The organism is Streptomyces sp. VNUA24 (assembly GCF_029167005.1).
Taxonomy (GTDB): domain Bacteria; phylum Actinomycetota; class Actinomycetes; order Streptomycetales; family Streptomycetaceae; genus Streptomyces; species Streptomyces scabiei.
Genome location: NZ_CP119143.1, coordinates 5,418,802 through 5,444,583 on the forward strand (window position 1 = coordinate 5,418,802; position 25,782 = coordinate 5,444,583).

General features: G+C 70.5%; 19 protein-coding genes and 2 pseudogenes. 10 read left to right on the forward strand and 11 right to left on the reverse strand.

What is annotated here, in order from left to right; all coding sequences use genetic code 11:
- Nucleotides 1–50 precede the first annotated feature (50 nt).
- Nucleotides 51–4,982, forward strand: a complete 4,932-nt coding sequence (locus tag PYR72_RS23090) for a DNA repair ATPase (protein WP_275457079.1) — start codon at nucleotides 51–53, stop codon at nucleotides 4,980–4,982.
- On the opposite strand, the pseudogene PYR72_RS23095 reads toward PYR72_RS23090, so the two are convergent.
- Nucleotides 4,979–6,548, reverse strand: a pseudogene (locus tag PYR72_RS23095) (IS200/IS605 family accessory protein TnpB-related protein). The gene PYR72_RS23090 and the pseudogene PYR72_RS23095 overlap by 4 nt on opposite strands.
- 763 nt (nucleotides 6,549–7,311) lie before the next feature.
- On the opposite strand from PYR72_RS23095, the gene PYR72_RS23100 reads away from it, so the two are divergent.
- The 3 genes from PYR72_RS23100 (at nucleotide 7,312) to PYR72_RS23110 (ending at nucleotide 9,799) form a co-directional block, all read left to right on the forward strand.
- Entirely contained in the window at nucleotides 7,312–7,827 is a 516-nt protein-coding gene (locus tag PYR72_RS23100) for a hypothetical protein (RefSeq protein WP_275457080.1), read from the forward strand.
- 109 nt (nucleotides 7,828–7,936) lie between these two features.
- Complete coding sequence (locus PYR72_RS23105; RefSeq protein ID WP_275457081.1) at nucleotides 7,937–9,370, forward strand: flotillin family protein; 1,434 nt, start codon at nucleotides 7,937–7,939, stop codon at nucleotides 9,368–9,370.
- A gap of 75 nt (nucleotides 9,371–9,445) precedes the next feature.
- On the forward strand, nucleotides 9,446–9,799 hold the full coding sequence (locus tag PYR72_RS23110) for a hypothetical protein (RefSeq protein ID WP_275457082.1): 354 nt from the start codon (nucleotides 9,446–9,448) through the stop codon (nucleotides 9,797–9,799).
- Here PYR72_RS23110 and PYR72_RS23115 read toward each other — a convergent pair.
- The 4 genes from PYR72_RS23115 to PYR72_RS23130 all read right to left on the reverse strand — a co-directional run bounded on the left by PYR72_RS23115 (nucleotide 9,783) and on the right by PYR72_RS23130 (nucleotide 12,712).
- A complete protein-coding gene (locus PYR72_RS23115; protein ID WP_275457083.1) occupies nucleotides 9,783–10,265 on the reverse strand; it encodes a hypothetical protein in 483 nt (160 codons plus the stop codon). The two genes, PYR72_RS23110 and PYR72_RS23115, sit on opposite strands and share 17 nt — an antisense overlap.
- Before the next feature lie 118 nt (nucleotides 10,266–10,383).
- On the reverse strand, nucleotides 10,384–10,797 hold the full coding sequence (locus PYR72_RS23120; protein WP_275457084.1) for a GNAT family N-acetyltransferase: 414 nt from the start codon (nucleotides 10,795–10,797) through the stop codon (nucleotides 10,384–10,386).
- A 161-nt stretch (nucleotides 10,798–10,958) separates the two neighbouring features.
- Nucleotides 10,959–12,200 carry a cation:proton antiporter gene (locus tag PYR72_RS23125; protein ID WP_275457085.1) on the reverse strand — a complete coding sequence of 414 codons (1,242 nt, stop codon included), beginning with the start codon at nucleotides 12,198–12,200 and terminating at the stop codon, nucleotides 10,959–10,961.
- 173 nt (nucleotides 12,201–12,373) lie between these two features.
- Entirely contained in the window at nucleotides 12,374–12,712 is a 339-nt protein-coding gene (locus tag PYR72_RS23130; RefSeq protein WP_275457086.1) for an STAS domain-containing protein, read from the reverse strand.
- Nucleotides 12,713–12,995: 283 nt separating this feature from the next.
- Here PYR72_RS23130 and PYR72_RS23135 point away from each other — a divergent pair, with 283 nt between their 5' ends.
- On the forward strand, nucleotides 12,996–14,078 hold the full coding sequence (locus PYR72_RS23135; protein ID WP_275457087.1) for a helix-turn-helix domain-containing protein: 1,083 nt from the start codon (nucleotides 12,996–12,998) through the stop codon (nucleotides 14,076–14,078).
- A gap of 225 nt (nucleotides 14,079–14,303) precedes the next feature.
- Entirely contained in the window at nucleotides 14,304–15,620 is a 1,317-nt protein-coding gene (nhaA, locus tag PYR72_RS23140; protein WP_275457088.1) for a Na+/H+ antiporter NhaA, read from the forward strand.
- Nucleotides 15,621–15,694: 74 nt separating this feature from the next.
- On the opposite strand, the gene PYR72_RS23145 is transcribed toward nhaA, so the two are convergent.
- The 3 genes from PYR72_RS23145 to PYR72_RS23155 form a co-directional block, all read right to left on the reverse strand.
- Nucleotides 15,695–16,948: a cation:proton antiporter gene (locus PYR72_RS23145; protein WP_275457089.1), complete on the reverse strand. Its 1,254-nt coding sequence runs from the start codon at nucleotides 16,946–16,948 to the stop codon at nucleotides 15,695–15,697.
- 6 nt (nucleotides 16,949–16,954) lie between these two features.
- Nucleotides 16,955–17,440, reverse strand: a complete 486-nt coding sequence (locus PYR72_RS23150; RefSeq protein WP_275457090.1) for a TrkA C-terminal domain-containing protein — start codon at nucleotides 17,438–17,440, stop codon at nucleotides 16,955–16,957.
- A 461-nt stretch (nucleotides 17,441–17,901) separates the two neighbouring features.
- Nucleotides 17,902–18,303 (reverse strand): MerR family transcriptional regulator, encoded by a 402-nt coding sequence (locus tag PYR72_RS23155; protein WP_275460494.1) that lies wholly within the window; start codon nucleotides 18,301–18,303, stop codon nucleotides 17,902–17,904.
- A 456-nt stretch (nucleotides 18,304–18,759) separates the two neighbouring features.
- On the opposite strand from PYR72_RS23155, the gene PYR72_RS23160 reads away from it, so the two are divergent.
- The 3 genes from PYR72_RS23160 (at nucleotide 18,760) to PYR72_RS23170 (ending at nucleotide 21,929) form a co-directional block, all read left to right on the forward strand.
- Nucleotides 18,760–20,250 carry a SulP family inorganic anion transporter gene (locus PYR72_RS23160; protein ID WP_275460495.1) on the forward strand — a complete coding sequence of 497 codons (1,491 nt, stop codon included), beginning with the start codon at nucleotides 18,760–18,762 and terminating at the stop codon, nucleotides 20,248–20,250.
- Between the two features lie 1,074 nt (nucleotides 20,251–21,324).
- Nucleotides 21,325–21,621 carry a hypothetical protein gene (locus PYR72_RS23165; protein ID WP_275457091.1) on the forward strand — a complete coding sequence of 99 codons (297 nt, stop codon included), beginning with the start codon at nucleotides 21,325–21,327 and terminating at the stop codon, nucleotides 21,619–21,621.
- Nucleotides 21,618–21,929 carry a hypothetical protein gene (locus PYR72_RS23170; RefSeq protein WP_275457092.1) on the forward strand — a complete coding sequence of 104 codons (312 nt, stop codon included), beginning with the start codon at nucleotides 21,618–21,620 and terminating at the stop codon, nucleotides 21,927–21,929. Before PYR72_RS23165 ends, PYR72_RS23170 begins: the two co-directional genes overlap by 4 nt.
- Before the next feature lie 236 nt (nucleotides 21,930–22,165).
- Here PYR72_RS23170 and PYR72_RS23175 read toward each other — a convergent pair.
- Nucleotides 22,166–23,274, reverse strand: a pseudogene (locus PYR72_RS23175) (SPFH domain-containing protein).
- A gap of 57 nt (nucleotides 23,275–23,331) precedes the next feature.
- Entirely contained in the window at nucleotides 23,332–23,769 is a 438-nt protein-coding gene (locus PYR72_RS23180) for an NfeD family protein (protein ID WP_275457093.1), read from the reverse strand.
- Between the two features lie 508 nt (nucleotides 23,770–24,277).
- Between PYR72_RS23180 and PYR72_RS23185 the strand changes: the two genes are divergently transcribed.
- Nucleotides 24,278–25,039, forward strand: a complete 762-nt coding sequence (locus tag PYR72_RS23185; protein ID WP_275457094.1) for a DUF4142 domain-containing protein — start codon at nucleotides 24,278–24,280, stop codon at nucleotides 25,037–25,039.
- A 127-nt stretch (nucleotides 25,040–25,166) separates the two neighbouring features.
- On the opposite strand, the gene PYR72_RS23190 is transcribed toward PYR72_RS23185, so the two are convergent.
- Entirely contained in the window at nucleotides 25,167–25,781 is a 615-nt protein-coding gene (locus PYR72_RS23190; RefSeq protein WP_275457095.1) for a hypothetical protein, read from the reverse strand.
- Nucleotide 25,782: the final 1 nt, after the last annotated feature.

Consider the following 25,782-nt stretch of genomic DNA (forward strand, 5'->3'; position numbering starts at 1 on the left):
GGGGACGGCGGCTCCGGACCGTGCTCCACCGACTTCCTGAGAGGGATTCCATGACCACCGGCCCGGACACCGGTACGCAGGACGCGCCGGCCACCGCGTTCGACGCGGGCACGTACGAGGTGCTGCGCGACCGGCTGGCCGCCCAGGCCGCCGAACTCGCCCGGCGCGCCGAGGCACTCGACGTCCGCCGCACCGAGGAGTTCGGCTCCACCCGGCTGGAGCTGAGCGGCACCGAGCGGCTGCGCACCGAGCACACCTGCGTGCCTCGCGACATCGTCTCGGTCGGTGACGTGCTGCTGTTCGGCCACAACGTCTTCCTCGATCTGAAACCGGAGACGACTGTCGGCGACGTCTTCGCCCTGTACGACAGGGGCCTGAACCGGCTGCCCGACCACGCCGTGCCCGGTCTGCTCGACGACCCCGCCTTCGTACGGGAGTTCGCGGCTCTGCACCGCTACTACCGCCAGGCGCACCTCCTCCGGCTCCGCCGCGTCGACGGCAAGGTGCTCGCCGTCTTCCAGACCGGTGAGAAGGCCGGCGACATCCGCGTCCTGCGCTGGGCGGTGACCGACCACGGCCAGGCGGCCTTCCTGGACGCACGCGGCGAACGCGACCACGTCTTCCCGCCCTCCCACGACTTCGCATGGACGGAGTCGACCCGCGAGGACCACGTCCTGGGCCGCCACCCGCACGTCTCCATCGAGGGCGAGGTCTTCGTCGAGACGGTCGGCGGGACGCTGACGGTCAAGGTCGAGGACGACACCGAGACGGGCGAGGGCATTCACAGCGAGCCCGTCGCCGAGCCTCTGCAGTCCCTCGCCGACGCCGACATCGCGTACGCGCGCGTGGGCGCCCTCATCCTGCTGGATGTCCTCCCTTACAAGGAGGACGTCCACCGCTACCTGGTCTTCAACACGCTCACCAGGACCGTCGTCCGCCTCGACGGCATCGGGCAGGCGTGCCGCCGTCTGCCCGAGGACCAGGGGGTCGTCTTCCCCGGCGGGTACTGCCTGGCGACGGGGGCGTACAAGACGTTCGACGGCGTCGACACCGGCGGGCTGGAATTCGAGCGGGCGGTCCGCTCGCCCAACGGCGAGGACGTCCTCTTCGCGTTCCACGCGCGCGTGGAGGGCCGCAGCCTGCTGCTGCCGTACAACGTGATCCGCAAGGAGGTCGCGACCCCGCTGTCCTGTCACGGCTGGGCCCTGTTCGACGACGGCACGCTGATGGTGCTGCGCGCGGACGCTGCGGGAACCGACGCCGAGCCGCAACGCGTTCACCCGCTCCAGCTCTGGAACTCCCCGTACGTCTCCGACGACCACGCCGCCGCCCGGCCCGTCGGCACCGGCCCGCTGGCCCGCGTGGGCAACGCCGATCTCGTCCGCGGCATCTCCGACTGCCTGTCCATCGCGGGCGCCGTCGCCGAGACGACCCCGACGAGCGCGGTGTACGAGGCCCTGGCCGGGGCCTGCGTCCGTGCCGCCGACTCCTACCACTGGTTGCGCGATCCCGAACTCGGCGATCTGCACGAGCCGCTCACACAGGTGCGGGCCACCGCCCAGCAGGTACTGGCCGAGTTCGAGACCCTCCAGGCACTCACGCGACAGGCCGCCGACGCGCTCGACGAGGCGGCGGCCCGCATCGCCACGGTGGTACGCCGTCTGCGCGGCGAGGTCCCCCAGGGCGCCGCCGCCTGGGTGGCGGGCCTGACCGAACTCCGGCAGGCGCAAGGTCACCTGCTCACGCTCAAGGACATGCGGTACGCCGATGCCGCGCGCATCGACGAACTCGCCGCCGCCGCTCAGGCCGACCTCGTCGCCTTCGGGCAGCGGGCCGTCGCCCACCTCGCCCGCGAGGACGCCTTCGCCGACCACCGGGCCGATATCGAGCGACTCGCCACTGCTACGGAGGCCATCGCCACCGTCGCCGAGGCCGCACCCCTCGCCGCCCGCCTAGAGGTCCTCACCGACCAACTGAGCACGGTGACCGAGGTCGTCACCGGCCTCGACATCGGCGACGCCACCGTCCGTACGTCCGTCCTGACGCGGATCGCGGAGGTGCTGGGCGGCGTCAACCGCGCCCGCGCCCGCCTCGACGGCCGCCGCCGCGAACTCCAGGAGCACGAGGGGCGGGCCGAGTTCGCGGCCGAGTCCACGTTGCTCGGGCAGGCCGTCAACGGTGCCTTCGCCGCCGCCGACAGCCCCGAGGCGTGCGACGAGCAGCTGGCCCGCCTGCTCGTGCAGGTGGAGAACCTGGAGGCGCGGTTCTCGGAGTTTGCCGAGTTCGACGACTTCCTCGGCGAACTGGCGGACAGACGTGACGAGATCCACGAGACGTTCTCCGCCCGCAAGCAGACCCTCGCCGACACCCGGGCCCGCCGCGCCGAACGCCTCACCGACTCGGCGCACCGCGTTCTGAAGACGATCACCCGCCGCGCCGCCACGCTCGCCGACGCGGACGCCGTCGCCACGTACTTCACCTCCGACCCGATGCCCGCCAAGGTCCGCCGCATCGCCGCCGAACTGCGCGGCCTCGGCGACCAGGGCAGGGCGGAGGAGCTGGACGGCCGCCTGAATTCCGCCCGCCAGGAGGCGCTGCGAGCCCTGCGCGACCGCACCGACCTCTACGCCGACGACGGCCGAACCCTCCGCTTGGGCACCCACCGCTTCGCCGTCAACACCCAACCCCTCGACCTCACCCTCGTCCCGCACGGCGAGGGCCTGGCCTTCGCGCTGACCGGCACCGACTACCGCTCCCCGGTCACGGACCCCGACTTCGCGGCCACCCGTCCGTTCTGGGACCGCCCGCTGCCCTCGGAGTCACCCGAGGTCTACCGGGCCGAACACCTGGCCGCCCGCCTCCTCGACGAACACGGCCTGGCCGCCCTCGCGGAGGCCGACGGCCTGCCCGCGCTGGTCCGGCAGACGGCCGAGGTGGCCTACGACGAGGGCTACGAGCGCGGTGTCCACGACCACGACGCGGCCCTGATCCTCACCGCACTCCTGCGCCTGCACGAGAGCGCCGGACTCCTGCGTCACGAGCCCGCCGCCCGCGCCGCCGCACACCTCTTCTGGGCGCACGACACGACGGCCGACGAGCGCGACACCTGGACCCGGCGTGCGGTGTCCCTGGCCCGCGCCCGTGACACGTTCGGTCTCGCGCCCGCCATCGACGACCTCGTGGCCGAACTCGCGCAGGTGATCGGCACACGAGCGGCGGCCGCCTACCTCTTCGAAGAGCTGACGACCGGCCCCGACGGCTTCGTCATCAGCGCCGGCAGCCGCACCCTGCTCGACAAGTTCCGCCGCACGGTGGGCACGTCGGCCTACGACGACGACCTCGCCGCCCTCGCCGACCCGGCCGCCCGCCGGCAACTCGTCGAGGCATGGCTGACGTCGTACACCACCGCCACCGGAACGGACACCGCCCCCGGCGATCTGGCCGAGGCAGTGGCCGCGGAGCTCTGCCCGGACCTGCCGCGCCACGAGTCCGACGCACCCGTGACCGAGACCGTCGAGGGCCTGCTCGGCACCCACCCGCGTATCACCGGACGCACGCTCACCCTCCACGTCGACGAATTCCTGACCCGCACCAGTGACTTCCGCGCCCATGAAGTGCCCGCGCACCGCGCTTACCAGCGCCTGCGTACGGCGCTGGTGGCCGCCGAGCGCACCCGCCTCCGCCTCGACGAGTACCGCCCGCGGATCATGTCCGCGTTCGTCCGCAACCGGCTCATCGACGAGGTCTACCTCCCGCTCATCGGCGACAGCCTCGCCAAGCAACTCGGCACCACCGGCGAGTCCAAGCGCACCGACACAGGCGGCCTGCTGCTGCTCATCTCCCCGCCCGGCTACGGCAAGACGACCCTCATGGAGTACGTCGCCGACCGGCTCGGGATGATCCTCGTCAAGGTCAACGGCCCCGCCCTCGGCCACGCCGTGACGTCCCTCGACCCGGCCGAGGCCCCGAACGCCACCGCCCGCCAGGAAGTCGAGAAGATCAATTTCGCACTGGAGGCGGGCACCAACACCCTCCTGTACCTGGACGACATCCAGCACACCTCGCCCGAACTGCTGCAGAAGTTCATTCCGCTCTGCGATACCACCCGCCGCATCGAGGGCGTGAAGGACGGCGAACCGCGCACCTACGACCTGCGCGGCAAGCGCTTCGCGGTCTGCATGGCAGGCAACCCCTACACCGAGTCCGGCAGCCGCTTCCGCATCCCCGACATGCTCACCAACCGCGCCGACGTCTGGAACCTCGGCGACGTCCTGACCGGCAAGGAGGACACCTTCGCACTCAGCTTCATCGAGAACGCCCTCACCGCCAACCCGGTCCTCGCCCCGCTCGCCGCACGCGACCGCGCCGACCTCGACCTGCTCGTCCGCCTCGCCCAGGGCGACTCAACGGCCCACGCCGACCGCCTCACCCACACGTACCAACCCGCCGAACTGGAGCGCGTCCTGGCCGTCCTGCGCCACCTGCTCACGGCCCGCGCGACGGTCCTCGCGGTGAACGCCGCGTACATCGCCTCCGCCGCGCAGGCCGACGCCACCCGCGTCGAGCCGCCCTTCCAACTCCAGGGCTCCTACCGCAACATGAACAAGATCGCCCAGCGCGTCCAGCCCGTCATGAACGACACCGAACTGGCGGCGCTGATCGACGACCACTACACCGCCGAGGCCCAGACCCTCACCACCGGCGCCGAGGCCAACCTGCTCCGACTCGCCGAGCTGCGCGGCACACTCACGCCCGAACAGGACGCCCGCTGGACCGAGTTGAAGACCGCATACGTCCGTACGCAGGCGCTCGGTGGCCCTGAGGACGACCATCCCCCAGCCTTCGGCCAGCGGGACCCCCATCTCGCTACGCTCGCCCGCGCGGTCGGCGCCCTGGGCCTGCTCGCCGACCGGATCGCCGCCGTCGAGTCGGCGATCAACCGAGCCGCCGACCCACGCCACCTCATCGCCAACCGTTCCTAATCAGTGAGCAGGAGTGAGTCTTGGACCCATACCTGGTCACTGCGGACACCCCGAACGGTTTTGGATGTCCTGGTTGCCCGCGTTCGCTCCGCGTCCGGTGGCACGGATCGTGTCCGTGGTCCGGGGATGCGGGGGCGGGTTCCCTCACGCCCAGGGACGCCTGGCCTGGCCTGGACGGTCCGATGCCCCACCGCATCACTCCGGTGCTGTGGGGGCGGTGTCGTCCGTCGCCGGATCGGGTGTCCCTGGGCGCGCCTTCCGATCGCCACGGCGGCAGCCTCGTGGCGAGTGGTCTTGCGGGTCGTGGTGGTGAGGGGTTTCTGCCAGTGCTGGGCGCCCCAGCGGCTGGTGTAGGCGGGGTCGACGGCGATGACCGCGATGCCCGTGGCGTCGGCCATCGAGGCCAGCCGGGCGCGGAGTCTGCCGGTGGGCATGCCGGAGATCAGCTGCCGGAAGCGTTTCCTGCGGCCGTGTTTCTCCCGGGTCTTCTCCGCATCAAAGTCCAGGTCCTCCACCGCGATCGCCTGGATCCCACAGGTCTGGGCCCAGTGCAGGAGGCGGGTGAGGGCGTGGCGAACCTGGGCGTCGCGGTGCTGGGCGGTGCCGGTGAGGTTGTAGGGGAAGCGGCGGGGGCTGCCGGTGGGGTTGCCGTGGATGTAGCGCGGCTTCGATGGGGAGGGCGGGGCTGGGCGGGATCTGCCAGGACGCGGTCACATACCAGCGGTCCCGGCTCATGTCGTAGTGGATGCGGTAGGCGATCGCCCGGTCGGCCGCGACACGGTCTGCCCACTCGCCGCCCCGATGCGCGAACGCGACCCGGCCCGCGAGGACGTAGCGGCCGTGCGGGGCGTTCGCCAAATGCGCCAGCGGTGCTGGGAGTTTGATGCTCGCCTCGCCGTCCGGGCTGATACGGATCGTCTCGTTGCCGTAGCGCTTGCCGGACTCCCCGTCCGCCTGGCAGAACCAGCGCTCCGCCTCCCACCGCCAACGCCAGCCGGACTCCGTCAGCCCGGCCGCCTCAAGGTGATGCCGGGTGCGCGCCAGAGGTTTGCCGCCGCGCACGACGTGCACGAGGCCGGCCTCGCGGTCGGCCCGCGCGGCAGCCAGCCGGTCCTGAAGCAGCCGCAGCCGCCGCGACTTCGCATGCCACTCCCGCGAGGACCGGTAACCCCCGGGCGCCTTCTTCATCCCCTTCTGGCCGACCGGCAGCGACAGCCGGTCCTCGATGGTACGGACACCGGCTTCCAGGTTCTGGATGTACGCCAACTGGCAGCGCCGCGCCAGCGCCCACTGGTCATGCGAGGCTTTGGTGATCGACCCCGCCCACCGCGACGACGACAGCGGCGTCAGCTCCCGCTTACGCACCGCCCACGTCTCGGTGGAGTGCTTCAGGCCGTCCCGGCACCGTGTCTTGAGGTCCTTCGAGGCCAGCGACCCCAACTGCGCGCCCACCAGACGCAGCACCTGCTCATCGCCGGGCGTCAGCTCCTTGAGACGGGTCCGCACAGCCACACCGGACGGACCGGACGCGACGAACGACTCCGCCACACTCCGCAGCTCACCCACCCCGTCACCCCCGCCCGACGCCACCCGAAGATCCCGTCCGCCATGACAAACGAACACCACCCGGGAAGGTCACGCATTCGATGAAAGAACGCCAGTTCATCACCGAGAACCGACCCCACGGCCGAGGTGCGGCACATGACACTGATCAGCAGCACACACTCCCGCTCACCAAAACGCTCTTGAACGCACTTCAGCGACAGCAGCTCCAAACCCCACTGCCCACCACGCGGCCCGCCCGGTCCCGGGACCGGGACCGGGGCCGGGGCCGGGGCCGGGACCGGGACCGGGACCGGGACCGGGGCCGGGGCCGGGGCCGGGGGCCGGGGGCCGGGGCCGGGGGCCGGGGGCCGGGGCCGGGGGCCGGGGGCCGGGGCCGGGGGCCGGAGAAGGAGTGAGGTGACGCGTACTGTCCGGTCGATCGAACGCAAGGTCCTCCTCGTCGCGGCCCCTCGTCGTCGCAGGTCACCCGCAATCCTCGGCCGACCCCGCCATGCCGTAGACCTGGCTCCGTGGCGCTTCCCGACCCGATCGGCGCGGCTGCTCGGCTGAACAGGGCTGTGGTACGCGAGCAACTGGTCTGGACACGGCTGTCCTTCGGAGCCACCGTCGGCCAGGTCCCCACCGCACTCCGGCCAGGCTGCGGGGAGGACGCCATCAAGAGAGCGTAAAGATTGCCGGAACCAGGCAGTGTTTTCGGCGGTACCTACGTGTGAGTATGGCGGTCACCAGCGGGGTGACTGTGGGAGAGAGGCGGTGAACGCGGATGACCTGGTTTCTGGGTCTCGGCATCGCAGGAGTCGTACTCCTCGCTCTGTCCCTCGTCTTCGACGGTGTCCTTGAGGGCCTCTTCGGCGGCGTCGACGCGCTCGACGGCCTTTTCGACGGGTGGCTGTCGCTTCCGGTCATCGCCGGGTTCGTGTCCATGCTCGGCTTCTCCGGAGCGATCGTCCTGGGCACCACCGGGCTCGGCGCGGTGGGCGCCACCGCGGTCGGCGTGCCCGCAGGAGCTGCCACGGGCTGGCTCGCCTACCACCTCAGCCGGGCCCTGTTGAACGACCGGTCAAGCGCTGCCCCGCGCGGCGACGATCTGATCGGCGCCGCGGGTTCCGTGGTGACGGCCATTCCGGTCGGCGGCTACGGCGAGGTGCTGGTCCACTTGGCCGGGCAACCGGTCAAGCTCGCGGCGAAGAGTCCGAGCCCGGTGTCGCGAGGCGCCGAGATCTGGGTGGAGGAGGCGCTGTCGCAGACAGCGGTCTCCGTACGCCCGGTGGAACGCTGACCCGCGGCGCCGTTCTTCACATCGGGCGCCGTTACACCGGCGCCGCACTTTCATCCACTTGAGCCGTATCGATCTGCCGTCCCCTGGGAGGGCTGAGGGGAAAGACATCATGAGTCCAGTCGTCTTCGCCGTGATAGGAGTCGTCGTACTCCTTGTCCTGCTCGGTCTCGTCGTGGTCACCCGCTACAAGGTGGCGGGTCCGAGTGAGGCGTTCATCGTCACCGGCCGGCGCGGCAAGCAGGCCACCGACCCGGAGACCGGGCGGGTGTTCACCGACAACAGCGGTCAGAAGGTCGTGGTCGGCGGCGGGGTGTTCGTCGTGCCGTTCGTGCAGCAGAAGTTCACCCTGGACCTGTCCTCGCGGCACATCCCCATCGCGGTACGCGGCGCGGTCACCTTGCGCGGTGTCAAGGCGAACCTCGAAGGCGTCGCCATCGTCAAGGTCGGCGGCACCGAGGACTCGATCCGCGCCGCGGCCCAGCGGTTCCTGATGCAGCAGGACGGCATCGTCGGCTTCACCCAGGAAGTTCTCTCCGGCGCGCTGCGGGCCATCGTCGGCCGGATGTCCGTGGAGGACATCATTCGTGACCGGGCCGCCTTCGCCAGTCAGGTCGCCGAGGAGGCGGAGGCCAGTCTCTCCGGGCAGGGCCTGGTGCTGGACGCCTTCCAGATCCAGGACATCACCACCGAGGGCTCCTACCTGGAGGACCTCGGCCGGCCGGAAGCCGCGCGCGCCAAGCAGGAGGCCGACATCGCCGAGGCCGTCGCCCGGCGCGCCGCAGAGCAGGCCCGGCTGAAGGCCGAGGAGGAAATCGCCATCGCCCAGCGGACCTTCGCGCTGAAGCAGGCCGAGATCAAGGCCGAGACCGACGAGGCCGCAGCCCGCGCCGCCGCGGCCGGACCGCTCGCCGAGGCAGCCCGGCAGCAGGAAGTGCTCAGCGAGCAGGAGAAGGTCGCCGAACGCCAGGCCGCGCTGACCGACCGGGAGCTGGACACCAAGGTCCGCAAACCCGCCGACGCCGCCCGCTACCAGGCCGAGCAGGAGGCCGAGGCCCGCCGTATCGCGCTGGTCAAGGAGGCCGAGGCAACTGCCGAACGGGCCAGGCTGACCGGTGAGGGCGAGAAGGCGCAGCGCGCCGCACTCGCCGACGCCGTCCGCCTCGAGGGCGAGGCGGAGGCCGCCGCCATCGGCGCCAAGGGTGCCGCCGAGGCTGACGCCATGCAGAAGAAGGCCGACGCCTTCGCCCAGTACGGCGACGCAGCTGTCCTGCAGATGCTGGTGGAGGTGCTGCCGCAGGTCGTCGCCAAGGCGTCCGAGCCGCTCAGCGCGATCGACAAGATGACGGTCATCTCCACCGACGGCGCCAGTCAGCTCTCGCGCACGGTCGCCGACAACGTCGCACAGGGCCTGGAACTGCTCGGTTCCACCACCGGAGTCGACCTCGCCGAGCTGCTGAAGGGCATCACCGGCCGGGTCGGCGGCGCGCAGCCCGCGGCGCCGTCACCCGCCGGGGCCAACGGGAAGGTCGAGATCACCGGCTGACGCCGGCATCGACCGGAGAAGCGAGCCCGGGCGGTCCTGGAACCGCCCGGGCTCGTACGCGAGGAGGTACGAGGGGTGTTGCTGTGGTTCTGGCTGGTCGGCTGGTCGGCCTTCGCGCTGCCCGTGGCCATCGCCTCGCTGCGAGGGTGGGCGCCGAAACGCACCCGCAGCCGTACGACCCCGTGGGCCATCCGCGTCCGGGGCGTCGCCCTGCTGGTGATCTGGCTCGGCGGGCTGACCGGCCCGCTCCTGCGGTGGAGCGATCTGGACACCGAGGACGCCAGTTTTTTCGCTTCCGTGGTGCAGGGTGGGCTGCTGATGTTCGCTGGAGGGCTCGTGGCCGGATCGCAGCTGGGCGAGTGGTTCTACCGGCGAGCAATGCGAGCACAGACTGTCGATCAGGCACAGGGCATCAGCGGTCGGCCGTGATGGGGCCCTGGCCCTTGATCCTTTCCGACCGGATGGGAGTCGGCCTTCGTCGCCCCTGGGTCTCGCTGATCAACTGGGCCGGCCAGCCGGCCTTCCTCCCCCACCGCGTGTCGATCCGCTCCCACTCCACGGCCCACTGCTCCAAACGCCGCTGGCTCAGGTACATGCGTATAACGGAGACCGCGGCCAGGGCGATGCCGCCCGCACCTGCCGCGACCAGCAATCCTGCGGCAGCCGCATGGGATCGTGCCTGCCCTTCGGTCAGGGGCTCCGCAGTGAGGTGACCGTCCTTGTCGATCCAGATCGTGACCCGGTTGCCGACGGGGCTCGTGGCCGACACCCGGGCCTCGCCGGTGCGTGTCGAACCGTCCGGCGCGGTCCAGCGGACCGTCGCCCACACCCGCGGATCGCCCGCTGCCCTGGCGGGCACCTTGCCCTTGGCGTCCTCGACGAGTACAGCCGACACCGTGCGGCGCTCCGCCCGCTGCCGGTCTACGGTCCGCCTGCCGGTTGCTGTCAGGAATTGGCCGACATCTCGGCCACGAGGCGTGATGACGTGCCCCCGGCCGCGCTGAGACGCCCTTTCAGTAGGCGTGCAGCAGGCGGCGCCAGGTACGCCGGAGCCACCCCATGAGGTGGGGACAGAGCGGGCCGCCGTGGGGCAGGCTCAGTGTGGTTTCCCGTGTCATCGCCGCGAAGAAGGCCCGCCCCGGGCGGCTCTGCAGGGTGGTGTTCCACCGGTAGCCGCGACGGTGGGCGAACAGGGAACGCACGAGTCCGCGCCCCAGTCCCTGCCGTTGCCACGTATCGCAGACCCAGAGGTCCAGGATGCGCCCAGTACGGCACTCATGGCAGGCACGGAAACGAAGTCGGCCGATGACACGGCCGCACGGATCGCGCAGGATGAACTCGGCCGTACCACCCGGAGCAGCGGCGGAGACGTAGGTCAGTCGTACCGGCTGACCGTCAGGGGCGTCGGCGTTCCAGAATCCGGTCATCGAAAGTGGACCTCCTGCTGTCTCCGTCGGGTGAGCAGGTCTGGTCAGGCTCCGGCGTCACACCTGTGACGCCTCCGTGCCGGGTCTCCCGGCTCCTTCAGCGCCGGTCCGCGCCCCAACTCCCGGTACGGCGTTTCCACGGGTGGCCGACACGACCGCGTTCACGCGCGCGCATCTGCGGTGGTCTCCTTGGACGGCGTGTCGGCGTCCTTGCGTCCGGCCGGGATTCCGGCGAGGTCGTCAACGTGGAAGAGACGGGCGATCGGCACGTCGGTGGAGCTGTGCGCGACGATCGAGAAGGCGATGCACACGGCGATGAGGGTGAACGCCTCCTCGCCCTGCGGGATACCGGCCTGCAGTACGAGCAGCCCGTACACCACGGACGCGAAGCCCTTCGGCCCGAACCAGGCCGCGACCAGCTTCTCCTGGCGGGTGAAACGGGTACCGAGCAGGGAGAGCAGCAGGGAGGCCGGCCGGATCAGCACGATGGCGAGGACCACGGCGACGTACCCGCCGAAGGACAGGTCACCGAAGAGCGACGGCGTCAGCAGTGCGCCGAACACCAGCAGGGCTGCGAACTTGGCCAGCTCCGCCAGCGCCTCCCCGAGCGGCTCGAACGCCTCCTTCGCCTCCAGCGACCGGGCGGTGAGCACGGCACCCGCGGCGAACGCGGCGAGATAGGGGTTGGCGTGCGTGAGGTGGCAGAGCGCGTACAGGATCACGCCGATCGCCAGCGGGAGCAGTGGCTGAAGCTTCGGCTCGGCGCCCAGCAGTCGGAAGCGTACGAGCTCGATCACCACGAACGGCAGGACGACGCCGAAGACCAGTCCCAGGACAAGCTCCAGAGCGATCGTCCCCAAGGACGCTTCAGCCTGCCCGGAGGTCGGCCCGGCCGCGGCGATCAGGATGAGCACGACGGGCAGCGCGAGCCCGTCGTTGATGCCGCTCTCGACGTTCAGCAACTGCCGCAGCTTGGAGGGGACTTCCTTGCGGCCGACGATCGCGGAGGCGAACACCGGGTCCGTGGGCGCCAGCACGGCACCGACGAGGAAGGACGTCGTCCAGTCCAGGCCCACCAGGTAGTGCGTGATCAGCGCCATGCCGACGAACGCCAGGGGCATGCCGAGGCCGAGAGCGCGGGCCGGGTTGCGCCAGTTCTCGCGCAGCTTGGGGAAGGAGACGTGCATGCCGTCGGTGAACAGCACCGCGAACAGCGCCAGATCGGCCGTCACGGACACGATCTCGCTGTCCGGAGTGATGTGGATCCAGCCCAGGAAACCGTCGCTGACGAGCGCGCCGCCGACCAGGAAGAGAAGCGAGGTCGACAGCACGGTCCGGGCCGCGAGACCTGACAGCAGCACCGCGATGAGCAGCGCCACCCCGAAGACCACGACGAGCAGCATGACCACGACCCCCGATCGGCGAAGAGAGTTCTCCCACAACCGCCGACCAGGCTTCCCGGCACACCGCGGGGAACCCTACACGTTCCTTACGTCGTGCTGACAGGCTCTTTCCGTGCACTGACGGCCGTCCGACATTGCCGCGGTCCGGCATGGTGCGCTGTACGGGACACGCTTCAGCGGGTTCCCGTTTCCCAGTGCGTCAGAGCGTAGGTCAGGCCGATCTGCCGCATGGCTGTCCGCGCCTGGTCGCTGGGATGCGTGATGATCAGCCGTGTGCCGCGTGCCCGCGCGGCTCGCAGTGCGGTGAAGAGCGCCGCACAGCCGGCCGGGCTGAGGTGGCGCAACTCGGTGAGGTCCACCTCCAGGACACCCGGTCCTGTTTCGATCACCCGCAGGAGGCGCCGGCCCGTCCGCGCAGCACTGCGGGCGTCGAGGTCGCCGCGCAGTCGGACCAGCTCACGGCCCGATGGTGGGACCGGACCGGGGCGGCGGCGGTGGCGGAAGAGGGGCATCAGAGCCTCCGGGCAGGGGGACGTGTCCGCCGACCAGACTTCCCGGCACACCTAGGAGCAGCGTACGGGGGATGACCATCGCCCGCCCGTTACGTTGCCTCCATGCGCTGACCAGACGGCGTCCCTGCCCGTCCGTACGGCAGTGACACCTTGCCCGTAGTCGGCATGTCCCCCGCCTGCAAAAAGTGCCGGAGACGGGCAATGACCTGACTCGTACCGGGTGATGTTCGCGGCCATGCGCTAGAAAGACGTCAACAACGCATCAAACGTCGGGGGGACCCACATGGCGGGGCGGGACGTGTCCGAGGACTACGAGGAGTACCTGGAGGGGTACGCCCGCATCCTCGCGGGCGCCTCGGCGACCGGTCGCCGACTGACCCGGGACGAACTCGAGTCCCGCCGTGCGCTGGGCGAGCAGGCGGCAGAGGCCGGCATCGGACTGCGCGCCCTGGTCGGCGCCCACATGGCAGCCACCCGGGCGCACTGGCCGACCGGCGAGAGCATGTCCGTGGACGACGCGTTGGGGGCTGCGGCGCAGGCCGTGGACGCGTTCGCCGAAGGCTATGAGAGGGCGCAGCGGCTCGCCGTACGCCAGGAGGAAGCCGCTCGTCGCGAGTTCATCGACGACCTGCTGTACGGCCGCAGCGACCTGGGCCGGCTGGCCCAGCGCGCCGAACGCTACGGGCTGCGGCTGTCGTACGAGCACGCGGTCGCGGTGGCACGCGGCACGGTCGCGTACGAAGAGGGAGACGCCGTGCTCCGGGAGGTGGAGCACGCACTGATCGGCCGGTTCGGCGACCGCAGCATCCTGCTCACCACCAAGGACGGCCGGCTGGTGTGCATCGCCCCGGGTGACCAGAGCGAGGTACTCGCCCACTTCGCCAAGCAGGCGTTCGCCGCCACCGGCGGCGGCCAGGTGGGAATCGGCCGCCCGCAGCCGGGCGCGGCCGGCGTCGTCCAGTCCTACGAGGAGGCCCTCAACGCCCTCGACCTGGGCGAGCGCCTCGAACTCGACGAACCCGTGCTGCACGCCGCCGACCTCCTTGTCTACCCCGTCCTCACCCGCGACCGGCAGGCCATGGCCGACCTGGTCGAAAGTGCGCTCGGCCCGCTGCGCGGAGCCCGGGGCGGCCCTCAGCCGCTCCTCGACACCCTCACCGCCTACTTCGACTCCGGCTGTGTGTCCGCGGAGGCGGCCCGGCGGCTGTCACTGAGTGTGCGCGCCTTCACCTACCGCCTGGAACGCATCCACAAGCTCACCGGTGCCGACCCGTCCGAACCGGTGCACCGCTACACGCTCCAGACCGCCGTGATCGGCGCCCGCTTGTTGGACTGGCCGTCGAAGCCGTCTCAGGTTCGCAAATAGGCCATGGCTCTGCTCGCCGCACGCTGCGGGGCAGCGATCTCCGTTCCGCTGCCGTGACGACCATCACAGCAGGTCTCTGTAGGCCGTCGCGCCCAGGGCGCATACACGTGGCGGCCCCGGTTAGTGTGTAAAGAACGCGTCAATCGACGCACGGTGTGCCGGGAAGTCTGGTCGGCGTCGCAGGGCACGTGTGCCCACACTCCGATGCTGTGGAGGTTCTCCCGGATGCGTGACGGCCGGCGTGAGCGTTCTGTGTTTCTCGGCTTGCTGCCCTGGCCGGAGCGGGTGCGGGTGGCCCGCGCCCTGCGTACGGAGACGGTCGGCGGGCTGGTGCTGCTGGTGGCGGCCATGGTGGCGCTGGTCTGGGCGAACACCCCGTGGAGCGGCACGTATGAGCACGTACGCGACTTCCATTTCGGGATACCCGCGCTCGGCCTGGATCTGTCCGTCGGGCACTGGACGGCGGACGGGCTGCTGGCCATCTTCTTCCTGGTCGCCGGAATCGAGCTGAAACGCGAACTGGTCGTCGGCGAGCTGCGGACCCCTGCCACGGCAGCCCTGCCCGTGGTCGCCGCCCTGTGCGGCATGGCGGTCCCCGCCGCCGTCTACCTGGCCACCGTCGGACTCGGCGGTGGCAGCGCACAGGGGTGGGCGGTACCCATGGCCACCGACATCGCCTTCGCGCTCGCCGTCCTCGCGGTCCTCTCGACGCACCTGCCCTCCGCGCTGCGGGCCTTCCTGCTGACCCTGGCGGTGGTCGACGACCTCGGCGCGATCCTGGTGATCGCCGTCTTCTTCACCAGCGACCTGAACCCCGCCGCCCTCGCCGGAGCCGTGGCCGGACTGGTCGTGTTCTACCTGTTGCAGCGGTTCCGGGTGCGCGGCTGGTGGTGGTACGTGCCGCTCGGCGTGGTGATCTGGGCGCTGATGTACAACGGCGGCGTGCACGCCACGGTCGCCGGTGTGGCGATGGGCCTGATCCTGCGGACCGTCCGCGACGAGGGCGAGGACACCTCCCCGGGGGATCGGACCGAGCATCTGCTCAGGCCGGTGTCGGCCGGTGTGGCGGTACCGCTGTTCGCGCTGTTCGCCGCCGGGGTGAGCGTGTCGGTCGGAGGGCTGGGAGAGGTGTTCACGCGCCCGGAGCCCCTGGGAGTGGTGCTGGGTCTGGTCGTGGGCAAGACGGTGGGAATCTTCGCAGGCACCTATCTGGCGGCCCGCTTCACCCGGGCCCGCCTCAACCCGGACCTGGCGTGGGCGGACGTGTTCGCTCTGGCGGTCCTGGCCGGGATCGGCTTCACCGTCGCCCTGCTGATCGGTGAACTCGCCTTCACCGACCCGGCCGACGTCGAGCACATCAAGGCCGCCGTCCTGTTCGGCTCGCTGCTCGCCGCAGCCGTCGCGGCACTGCTGATCAAACGCCGCAACGGCATCTACCGCCGCCTGTGGGAGGCCGAAACCCGGGACGAGGACGCCGACAGTATCCCCGACATCTACCAGCGCACCGCCTCCGGCCGCGACGGTGTCGAGGGCCCGAGTTGAACGGTGCCTACCTCTCACTCGCCGACACCACCGAGCCATCCCATCGCGCTGTCGACCGCACCGCCCCGACCGGATCACGTGTGTCCGACGGCATCCTGATCGCTGATGGTCTCGTGCGCGCTCGCTGTCAGTGGTGTGGTGTCGTCGGGTTTCGCGGCGAGCTGTGCGCGGCGATGCCTGAGCAGGCGTGTGGCCAGTGGTTCGGTGTAGCGGGCGGTGAGGGGTCCGAGGAGGACGAGGATCAGGACGTAGGCCGTGGCCAGCGGGCCGAGAGAGGGTTCGACGCCGGCTGCGACGGCGAGTCCGGCGATCACGATGGAGAACTCGCCGCGCGCGACGAGGGCGCCGCCGGCTCGCCAGCGGCCCTTGGCGGCGATGCCGGCCCGCTTGGCGGCCCAGTAGCCGGTGGCGATCTTCGTGCAGGCGGTGACGGCGGCCAGGGCGAGGGCGGACAGGAGGACGGGAGGGATGCTGGCGGGGTCGGTGTTCAGGCCGAAGAAGACGAAGAACACGGCGGCGAACAGGTCCCGCAGCGGGGCAAGAAGGCTGTGCGCGCCGTCGGCGACCTCGCCGGACAGCGCGATACCGACGAGGAAGGCACCCACGGCGGCGGACACATGCAGCTGCTGGGCGAGCCCGGCGATCAGCAGGGTCAGGCCCAGGACCACGAGGAGGAGTTTCTCGGGGTCGTCGCTGGAGACCAAGCGGGAGATGTGGCGGCCGTAGCGGACCGCGAGGACCAGGACGAGGGCGGCTGCGCCGAGGGCGATGGCGAGGGTGACGCTGCCTGACGCCAGGCCGGTCCCGGCCAGCAGGGCCGTGAGGATCGGCAGGTAGACCGCCATGGAAAGGTCTTCGAGGACGAGGATGCTCAGGACGGTCGGGGTTTCGCGGTTGCCCAGGCGGCCCAGGTCGCCGAGAACCTTGGCGATGACGCCGGAGGAGGAGACCCAGGTGACGCCGGCCAGGACGACGGCGGCGACCGGGCCCCACCCCAGCAGCAGCGCGAGTGCCGCGCCGGGCAGGGCGTTGAGCAGGGCGTCGACGAGACCGGCGGGATAGTGGGTCTTGAGGTTGGTGACCAGGTCGCTGGCGGTGTACTCCAGGCCCAGCATGAGCAGCAGCAGGATGACGCCGATCTCGGCGCCGATGGCCACGAACTCCTCGCTGGAACCCAGCGGCAGCAGCCCACCGTTGCCGAAGGCGAGTCCGGCCAGCAGGTACAGCGGAATCGGGGAGAACCGGAAGCGCCCGGCGAACCGGCCGAGCAGCCCGAGAACCAGGATGATGCAGCCGAACTCGATCAGGAAGACTGCGGAGGAGTGCATGACGGGTTACTCCCGCCCGAGTATCGCGGCGGCGGTCTCCACGCCCTCGCGGGTGCCGATGACGATGAGGGTGTCACCGCCGGCGAGCCGGAAGTCGGGGGTGGGGGAGGGAATGGCCTCGGCCCGGCGCAGCACGGCCACGATCGAGGCGCCCGTCTCCGTGCGCATCCGGGTCTCGCCCAGCAGGCGCCCGTTCCAGCGCGATGCGGCGGTCAGTTCGATGCGTTCGGCCACGAGCCCCAGGCCGGTGGTGGACAGCAGGTTGGGGTTGTGGTGGGCGGGCATCAACGCGTCGATGAGGGTGGCCGCCTCCTCGGCGGTCAGCCGTACGGACATGGCGCACGCGTCGGGGTCGTCCTCCCGGTACGCGCTGATCGTGCGCGGCCCGTCCCGATGGGCGATCACGGAGAGACGGCGGTGCTCCCGTGTTGTCAGGTTGTAGCGGACACCGATTCCCGGCAACGGTGTGCTGCTCAGGCGGGGCGCGCCCATGGCTGTCCCCCTCCTCTGTCGGCGTGAGCGTTGGCTGCTGTGGCTCGCGTGCGGGGGCCGCCCTGACGAGCGCTCAGATCAGATCAGATCCGGATTGTGAGGCTCATCTTATGATCCGCAGACGGACGGCGCCCCGGAGCGGCTGGAGCTGCCGCAGCTGCTGAGCCATCAGCGATGGCCGCAGCGGACCTGGCTCCTTTGCCGTTCCGTGTGTTCTCACGTTCGGCGAGACGGCGGCGCGCTGAACGTGGCGGGATCCGGTGGCGGCCCGGCTGCCCGGTCCTCAGCCACGGGTCTGGGCACCGGTGTCCTGGTGGGTTGGCGGTCCGCCGACGGGCCATCTCCATCCTGTGAGCCACCTCCAGCTTCTCGACCACGTTCCGTGAGGGCGGGCCCGCGAGCTGATGACGAGGCTGACGAGTGGCAGCGATGAAAGCCCAGCCCTGCTTGATTCCGATCGGCTATGAGGTCCGGACCGGCGCGGCGGTCCGCGGGAGGCGCCGGCGCAGCGTGGCCGCGAACTCCTCCGCCCGGGCCAGCTGGGTGCGCAGATCGGCCACGCGCTGCTGCGCGGCCTCTTCGAAGCCCCGCAGCCGGTCCAGGAGCTCTTCGCGCTCTTTGGGCGGCAGTTCCTTGCCGGAGTCGAGGCGGTCGGTGGCCTCCAGCAAGGCGCGCATCTCGTCGAGGGTGAAGCCGAGGGGCTTCATGCGGCGGATGACCATCAGACGCGCGACGTCGGCCTCGGTGTAGAGACGGAAGCCGCCCTGGGAGCGGGCCGAGGGGGCGACGAGGCCGGTCTCCTCGTAGTGCCGGATGGTGCGCAGGGACAGCTCGGTTCGCGCGGCGACCTCACCGATCTGCATGTGCTTGCCGTCCACGTCCCCGACCTTGCCTTTCCCGTTGTCGACGGCGCTGCGTCCCATCCAGCCGCCGATCTCTACCCTAACGTTAGGGTAGAGTCTCCGTCGGAGGGTCGGCCTGAGCGCCGTCACTTCCTCGTCTGCGGCGTGGGTCCCCAGCCCGGCCGTCTCCGTGTCGGGGCCGATGCCGCCCCCGGCGAAGAATCCGAGTCTTGCAGGAGAAAAGCGTGCGCGAGTCCGTGGTGCCTGGCGCCGCCGCCTGTCCGCCGTGACCCTTCGCCCCTGACCAGAGCCTGACGTACACGCGATCGCGCCGTCGGCTCTCCCCGACTTCCGGCCCGAAAGCGGGCCGCCGCGGAATGCCGGCCCCGGCCTTCCTCGCCGTCCTTTTCGCGCCCCTTCCTGCCCCAGGGGTGTGCCCGAGCACGACAGGTGGCTGCTTCGTTGTCTTCTCCCGTACTGTCTCCCGCCGCGCGGCTGAGCGGTCTCAAGCCGGACTGGCTGCGTGATCCGAAGGTCTGGCGTACCGAGGTACTGGCCGGCCTGGTGGTCGCTCTCGCGCTGATCCCCGAGGCGATCTCCTTTTCCATCATCGCCGGTGTCGATCCGGCCATCGGCCTGTTCGCCTCCTTCACCATGGCCGTCACCATCGCCGTCGTCGGCGGGCGCCGGGCCATGATCTCTGCCGCCACCGGCGCCGTCGCCCTCGTGATCGCACCTCTGAACCGCGAGCACGGCCTGGGCCACCTCGTCGCCGCGGTCATCCTCGCCGGGGTCTTCCAGGTGATCCTCGGGGCACTCGGGGTGGCCAAACTGATGCGGTTCATCCCCCGCAGCGTGATGGTCGGGTTCGTCAACTCCCTCGCCATCCTGATCTTCATGGCCCAGGTCCCGGAGATGACGAGCGTGCCGTGGCCGGTCTACCCGCTGATCGCGGCCGGCCTGGCACTGATGGTGTTCTTTCCGAAGGTCACCACGGTCATCCCGGCACCGCTGGTCTCCATCGTCATCCTGACCGTGATCACCGTCGGCGCGGCCATCGCGGTGCCGACCGTCGGCGACAAGGGCGCCCTGCCGTCCTCCCTGCCGGTCCCTGGCCTGCCCGACGTGCCCTTCACCCTGGACACGCTGACCACCATCGCCCCGTACGCCTTCGCGATGGCACTGGTCGGCCTGATGGAGTCGCTGATGACGGCCAAACTGGTCGACGACATCACCGACACCCACTCCAGCAAGACGCGCGAGTCGATCGGCCAGGGCATCGCCAACATCGTCACCGGCTTCTTCGGTGGCATGGGCGGCTGCGCGATGATCGGCCAGACGATGATCAACGTGAAGGTGTCCGGCGCCCGCACCCGCCTGTCCACGTTCCTGGCCGGGGCGTTCCTGATGGTGCTGTGCGTCCTCTTCGGCCCGGTCGTCTCGGACATCCCCATGGCCGCCCTGGTCGCGGTCATGGTCATGGTGTCGTTCGCGACGTTCGACTGGCACTCCATCGCCCCGAAGACGCTTCGCCGGATGCCGGCCGGGGAGATCACCGTCATGGTGACCACCGTCGCGTGCGTGGTCGCCACCCACAACCTCGCCATCGGCGTCGTGGTCGGCTCGGTCACCGCCATGGTCGTCTTCGCCAAGCGCGTCGCGCACCTCGCCGAGGTCACCTCCGTCATCGACCCGGACGGCAGCACGGTCGTCTACCGGGTCACCGGCGAGCTGTTCTTCGCCTCCTCCAACGACCTCGTCGGCCAGTTCGACTACGCCACAGACCCGAAGAGGGTCGTCATCGACCTGTCCTCGGCCCACGTCTGGGACGCCTCCTCGGTCGCCGCCCTGGACGCCATCGAGGTCAAGTACGCCCAGCGCGGCAAGCAGGTCGAGATCACCGGCCTGAACGAACCCAGCGCCCACCTGCACGGCAAGCTCAGCGGCGAGCTGTCAGCCAGCCATTGACGCACTCGTCGGCACAGCCGCTCCATGGCGTGCTTCGGCCAGAGTCGGCCGTATCGACCCAGCTGGAGCGCGGCCGGGGGTCGGCAAGCGAGCATCGGACGCGTACCGGGCCGACCGCTGTGCAGTCCGCTGCCGCGCCGCCGACACGCAACCGGTGTACCTCTCGCCTCGTGGAGGAGGGAGTCATGGCCGCAGAAGCGCCTGGGCGGGAGGGAGTCGCTGCGGGTAGCGGCTTTTGACGTGATCGCCACTGCGTCGGCGGGCTGTCGCGCATGATCGCCAGGCGGACCAGGCCGGGGGTGAGCGGGTATGCGGGGCCACGGCCCACACCGTTCCGTGCAGGGCTGTTTGGGAGCGCCGGCAGCAGATAGAGTGCAAAGTACACGTCAAGGGACGTGGGGTGTGCCGGGAAGTCTGGTCGGCGTGAAGGGGCCTTGTGCCCGTCGACACTGCCCGGAGGTGCGCCGTCATGGCCGCATGCCCACGATTCCGCTCGCCATTCACCAGGGTGTTCCCTCTCCTGCGTGGCAGGCCGTCGCTCACGCTCCGCGGGCAGAAGCGGTCGACGGCCCGGTGGGTGCCGTGATGACGGGCCGACCTGACGGGGCGGCCAGCTGATGGCTGCGGACGCCTCGCTGCTGGCCCCAGCAATCATCCTCGCCGCTTTGGTGGTCAGAACGGCACTCGGTGAGCTCCGGCAGCAAGGAACCGCCCGTGAACAATGGGCGTTTGCCACCGACCGTCGGGCTATAGCCGCCGGAGCGACAACAGCAGGGGCGACCATCCTCCTGGGCTGGCACCAGGCAGGCCCCGCAGCTGTGGCCTGGGCCCTGCTCATCGGTGCGCTCACCGCCCACCTCGTCCACCGGGACGAGGACCGGCCGTGATCGGTCGTCATCAGGCACATCCGGATCGACCTGGCGGCCACGCGCTCCGTCGGCCTACGCCTGTCGGGCCCGCTCCACCCTTGCCCAACGCACCCAGGCGGAAGCAGCCGACCGCCGAGCCGTCGTGGCGGCAGTAGCCCTGTGCCTCCGTCGGCCCGTCTCTCACCACCCAGGAGTCCTCGCACGCATGATCTGGCACTGGATCGGCCTCATCTTCTTCTCCCTCACCCTGCTCCCGGCCGGGCTGGCCCTGGTCAGCGGCCGGATACCGCGCCAACTGAGGCACCGGCTGGCGCCCATGCGCCCCCGGGGCCTGGCCCTGCTCGCTCTCTACGCCGTCGCGCCCCTCAACACAGTGTCGCGCCTGGCCGAGGCGCCGCCCGTGATCACCCTGGCGGCTACGGCCACCTCGGTCATCGTGGCCGCAGTGGGCTGCGTGTACGCCGCCCTTGCGCCACGCAGCGTCGGAAAGGCCACCCCGTGACCAGTCGACGGCGCGTATGGCGCCTCGCGGTTTCCCTCACCGTCTGGTGGGCGCTGATCGCTCTCGTGCTCTGGCTGGTGGGCAAGGCGCTCGACCAGCCCGCCACGCTCGCCCAGTGCATCGCCTCGGCCGCGTTCCTCGCCGCGATCGGGGAAACCGGCGACTGGCTGCGGCGACGCCGAAGGGCCGACCGGCTCACCAAGCGGCGCAAGCCGGCACCGGCACGACACCAACCGCCCGGCGGCCAGCTGCCGGACACCTGCCGGTGCCCGGCATCCAGACCTCCCTCGAGTCCTCCTCCACCTTGACTCCTTTGTTGCCTGCGTCCCGGCCTCACCGCCCTGCCGGATCGGGCAGCCTTCACCAGCTCGCCCATACCTGTGTCCGGGCCAGGAGGGACGTCAGGAGAGCGTCAGCGGCGTCAGGCCGCCTCCTCAAAATCTCGGGCCACTCGTGCCCGACGTTGCGGACGCGGCGGCGCGAACCGACTCGCACAACCACTCGGGAAAGGGGCTCAGAAGGCGGCGCTCGTCGAGAAGTGGGTTCAATCGTCGGACGTCCGCGTGCGGCGCGGCATCTGGGGCGACTTCGCGGCCTCGGCCTCCGCCTTGGCGTCGCTCACCGCTGCGGCGGCCTGCTTTCCTGCCTCGTCCGCAGCCGCGGCGGCGTCGAGGGAAACCGTCGAGCCCGCCTCCAGCTGCGGAACCCGGCTTCCGTCCGACGTGTCGTGATCGTCGGCAGTGGCTGCTTCCTCGGGTTGTCCGGGCGTGGGAGGGCTCTCCGACGCCTGATCACCGAAGGCTCGGGGACGGTCCGGACTGCCTCGGTCAGCTCTCCCGGGATCACCCAGAAGGTGTTGTTGCCGCTGCTCGCCAGGTGCGGGAGCGTCTCCAGGTACTTGTAGGCGAGGACCTTCGGGTCGGCGTTGTTGCGATGGACGGCCTGGAAGACGAGCTCGACGGCCTTGGCCTCGCCGTCCGCCCGGAGGATCATGGCCTGCTGCGCGCCCTGTGCCTCCAGGATGTCCTTCTGCTTGGTGCCTTCCGCAGTGAGGATCTTGGCCTGACGCTCCCCCTCGGCATGCAGGATGGCCGCCCGCTTGTCACGCTCGGCCCGCATCTGCTTCTCCATCGCCTCCTTGATGGTGGCCGGCGGATCGATGGCCTTGATCTCGACGCGGTTGACCCGGATGCCCCACTTGCCGGTGGCGTCGTCGAGGACGGCACGGAGCCGGGAGTTGATCTCCTCGCGCGAGGTGAGCGTCTCCTCCAGGTCCATGCTGCCGATGACGTTACGGAGCGTGGTCACGGTGAGCTGATCGATCGCCTGGAGGTAGTCGGCGACCTCGTAGGCCGCCGCCCGCGGATCGGTGATCTGGTAGTAGAGCACGGTGTCGATGTTCACCACGAGGTTGTCCTCGGTGATCACCGGCCTGGGGTCGGACGAATAGACCTGCTCGCGCACGTCGAGCTTGGTGTTGATGCGGTCCGCCACCGGTAGGACCAGGTTCAGTCCGGGTTGGAGCGTCCGCCGGTACCGGCCGAACCGCTCGATGTTGTAGCGGCGCGCCTGCGGGACGATTCGCACGGTGGAGGCCACGAGGAAGACGACGACGATGGCCGCGACGAGGAGGGGGATGACGACGGGATCCACAGTGCCTCCGTTGCTGTGTGCTCAGCCGTACACGGAAGGAGTTCGCGGGGATTCGACTCAGGGAAGGAGTTCGCGGGGGTAGACGATGGCCGTGGCGCCTTCGATCTCCATGACGTCCACCCACGCACCCACCGGGATCACGAGACTCTCGTCGAGGGCGCGGGCCGACCATGCCTCGCCGGAGAGCTTGATCAGGCCGCGGGTCGCGGTGACCTCCTGCATGACCTCGGCACGCTTGCCGATCAGGGCGTCACTGCCGTCTCGGGTCAGTGGCTGCTGTTCCATGTGCCGCAGCGCGACGGGCCGGACAAGGACGACGCCCGCTGCCGCCGCCAGCGCAAAGGCCACGAGCTGGCCGAGAAGGCCGATGCCCACGCCGGCGACCACGGCGGCCACCAACGCGGCGCCCGCCAACAATCCGAATGCAAGTGTCAGAGCGAAGAACTCCGCGGCACCCAGCGCCGTGGCAGCGAGCAGCCACAAGAACCACGGCATGGCATCGCCCTCCTTCAGGGGGCCTTCACCCCCAAGCTACCTCCCGGAACACCGGGCAGACAGACGCGGCGACTGTGGCTCTCGCGGTTCCGGTAGCCATCGAGGCGGGCCAGGGCGGTAGCCGCCGCGCTGCTGATCTCCCGACTTCCGAGAGGGGGCAATGCAACGCCAGGCGGACACCCCGTCGTCCCCTCGCGCCTCACCCGTACGCGCACGGACCGGATGCCCCACCGCACGACATGGCGTGGTGATCACCGCCCTCGATGCCCCGGGAGGCGATCCGGCCGTGGCCTGCCGACCCGGTTCTCGCTGGCTCATTCTTGGCGCGGGGCAGTGGGCGAGCGGGAGCGTACGTGACGCACATCACACCATCCAATGCAATTTTTACCCTGCGCAATGATTCTTCGACGGCTGCCCTCCGTACCCCCTGGCGACCGATGTCCGCTCCCCTGCGGATCCCGCGTGCTCGCGCCAGCCGGGGCCCCGCATCCGCACGCCAGGAGGAACCATGCGCATCCCCCGTACCGCAGGAGCCATCTTCATGAGCGGCGGCCTGCTGATGACCGTCGCTGCACTCGCCTATCCCGCCATGCTGGGCATCGAGAACACGGCCTCGTCGCCGGAGCGCATCATCGCCAACACGCAGTTCGGTCCGCTGACGGAGGCCGACCGGGACTTCGTGATCAAGGTGCGCTCGGCGGGACTGTGGGAGTACCCGCTGGGCGAGATGGCCATGGAACGCGGTACGACCCCGGAGATGAAGGAGGCAGGCGAGCATCTGGTCGTCGGGCACGCCGGTCTCGACGATTTGTGCCGCAAGATCGCCCCGGAGCTGGGCATCACGCTCAACAACCAGGCGAGTCCGCAACAGCAGCAGTTCGTGGCCACCGTGGACGCGGCCAAGGGCAAGGAGTTCGACTCGACCGCGGTGCAGATCATGCGCGTCACGCACGGCCAGATCTTCCCGGCCATCGCCAAGATCCGCGCCAGCACCCGGAACACCTTGGTGCGTCAGCTGGCCGACCTCGCCAACGACACCGTGCTCGACCACATCACCGTGCTGGAGAAGACCGGCCTGGTCAACCACGAGAACGTCAACTACCAGCAGACCAACCCCCCGAAACTGCCCAAGGACCAGGCCACCCCGCCCGTGCCCCAGCCCGGCGCCCCCATGGTCGTCCTGACCCCGCGACCGGACCTGGACGTCAACACCGCCGCGCCGACGGCTCCCCCGAGTCCCTCACCGTCGACTTCCGCCGACGCGGAATGACACCGGAGCCCACCGTGCCGGGTCGCCTCGGCCCCGCGCCCGGCACGAACAGGCGGGCGACCGAGGCCGAGCGACACCCGGCCAGGAGGCTCGCGTTCGACGAAGGGCCCCTCAAGCCTCAGGAGCCTCAAGAAGGCGGATCAAGCCGGAAGGACCGTACGACGGCAAGCGCGCACCCGGCGACGAGCGCGAGCGCCACCGCCGCCACCCCCAGCAGCGGGCCACGGTCGGTACCCGGTGCCACACCTCGTGGCGGCACCGCCCCCCTCGGGTCGAACACGACTGTCAGGGCATCCCCCGGCCTGGTCGAGCCTTCACATCCTCGCCAGATCCGTGTCGAGAGGGGCGCCCCGGCCCGGCCGGCCACGGAGCACAGGTACCGTCCCCCCTCGATGCCGGTTCCGGGCCCGCCCTCGACAAGGGTCACCACCGCGGGCCGCACCTCACCCCGCTGGGTCAGCACCACCCAGCCGGCCACCTGGGGCATGAGCAGCGCCAGGCACAGCCCGAGCACGGCGGCCGTGCCGACAAGCGCGCGGCCCGCGCCGGTGATCAGAAGGTAGAGGGTGAGCGCGGCGGCGATCACCAGTCCGCCCTCTCCTGCCGCCAACGCCGGATGGCCGGTCCAGACCCCCGCGATCCCGACTCCGCTGATGGCGGTCGCCGACAGGACCCCGACGAGGATCCCTTCGGCGAACAGCCACCTCGGCGGCAGACCGACGAAGTCCGCGGGTCCCCACACA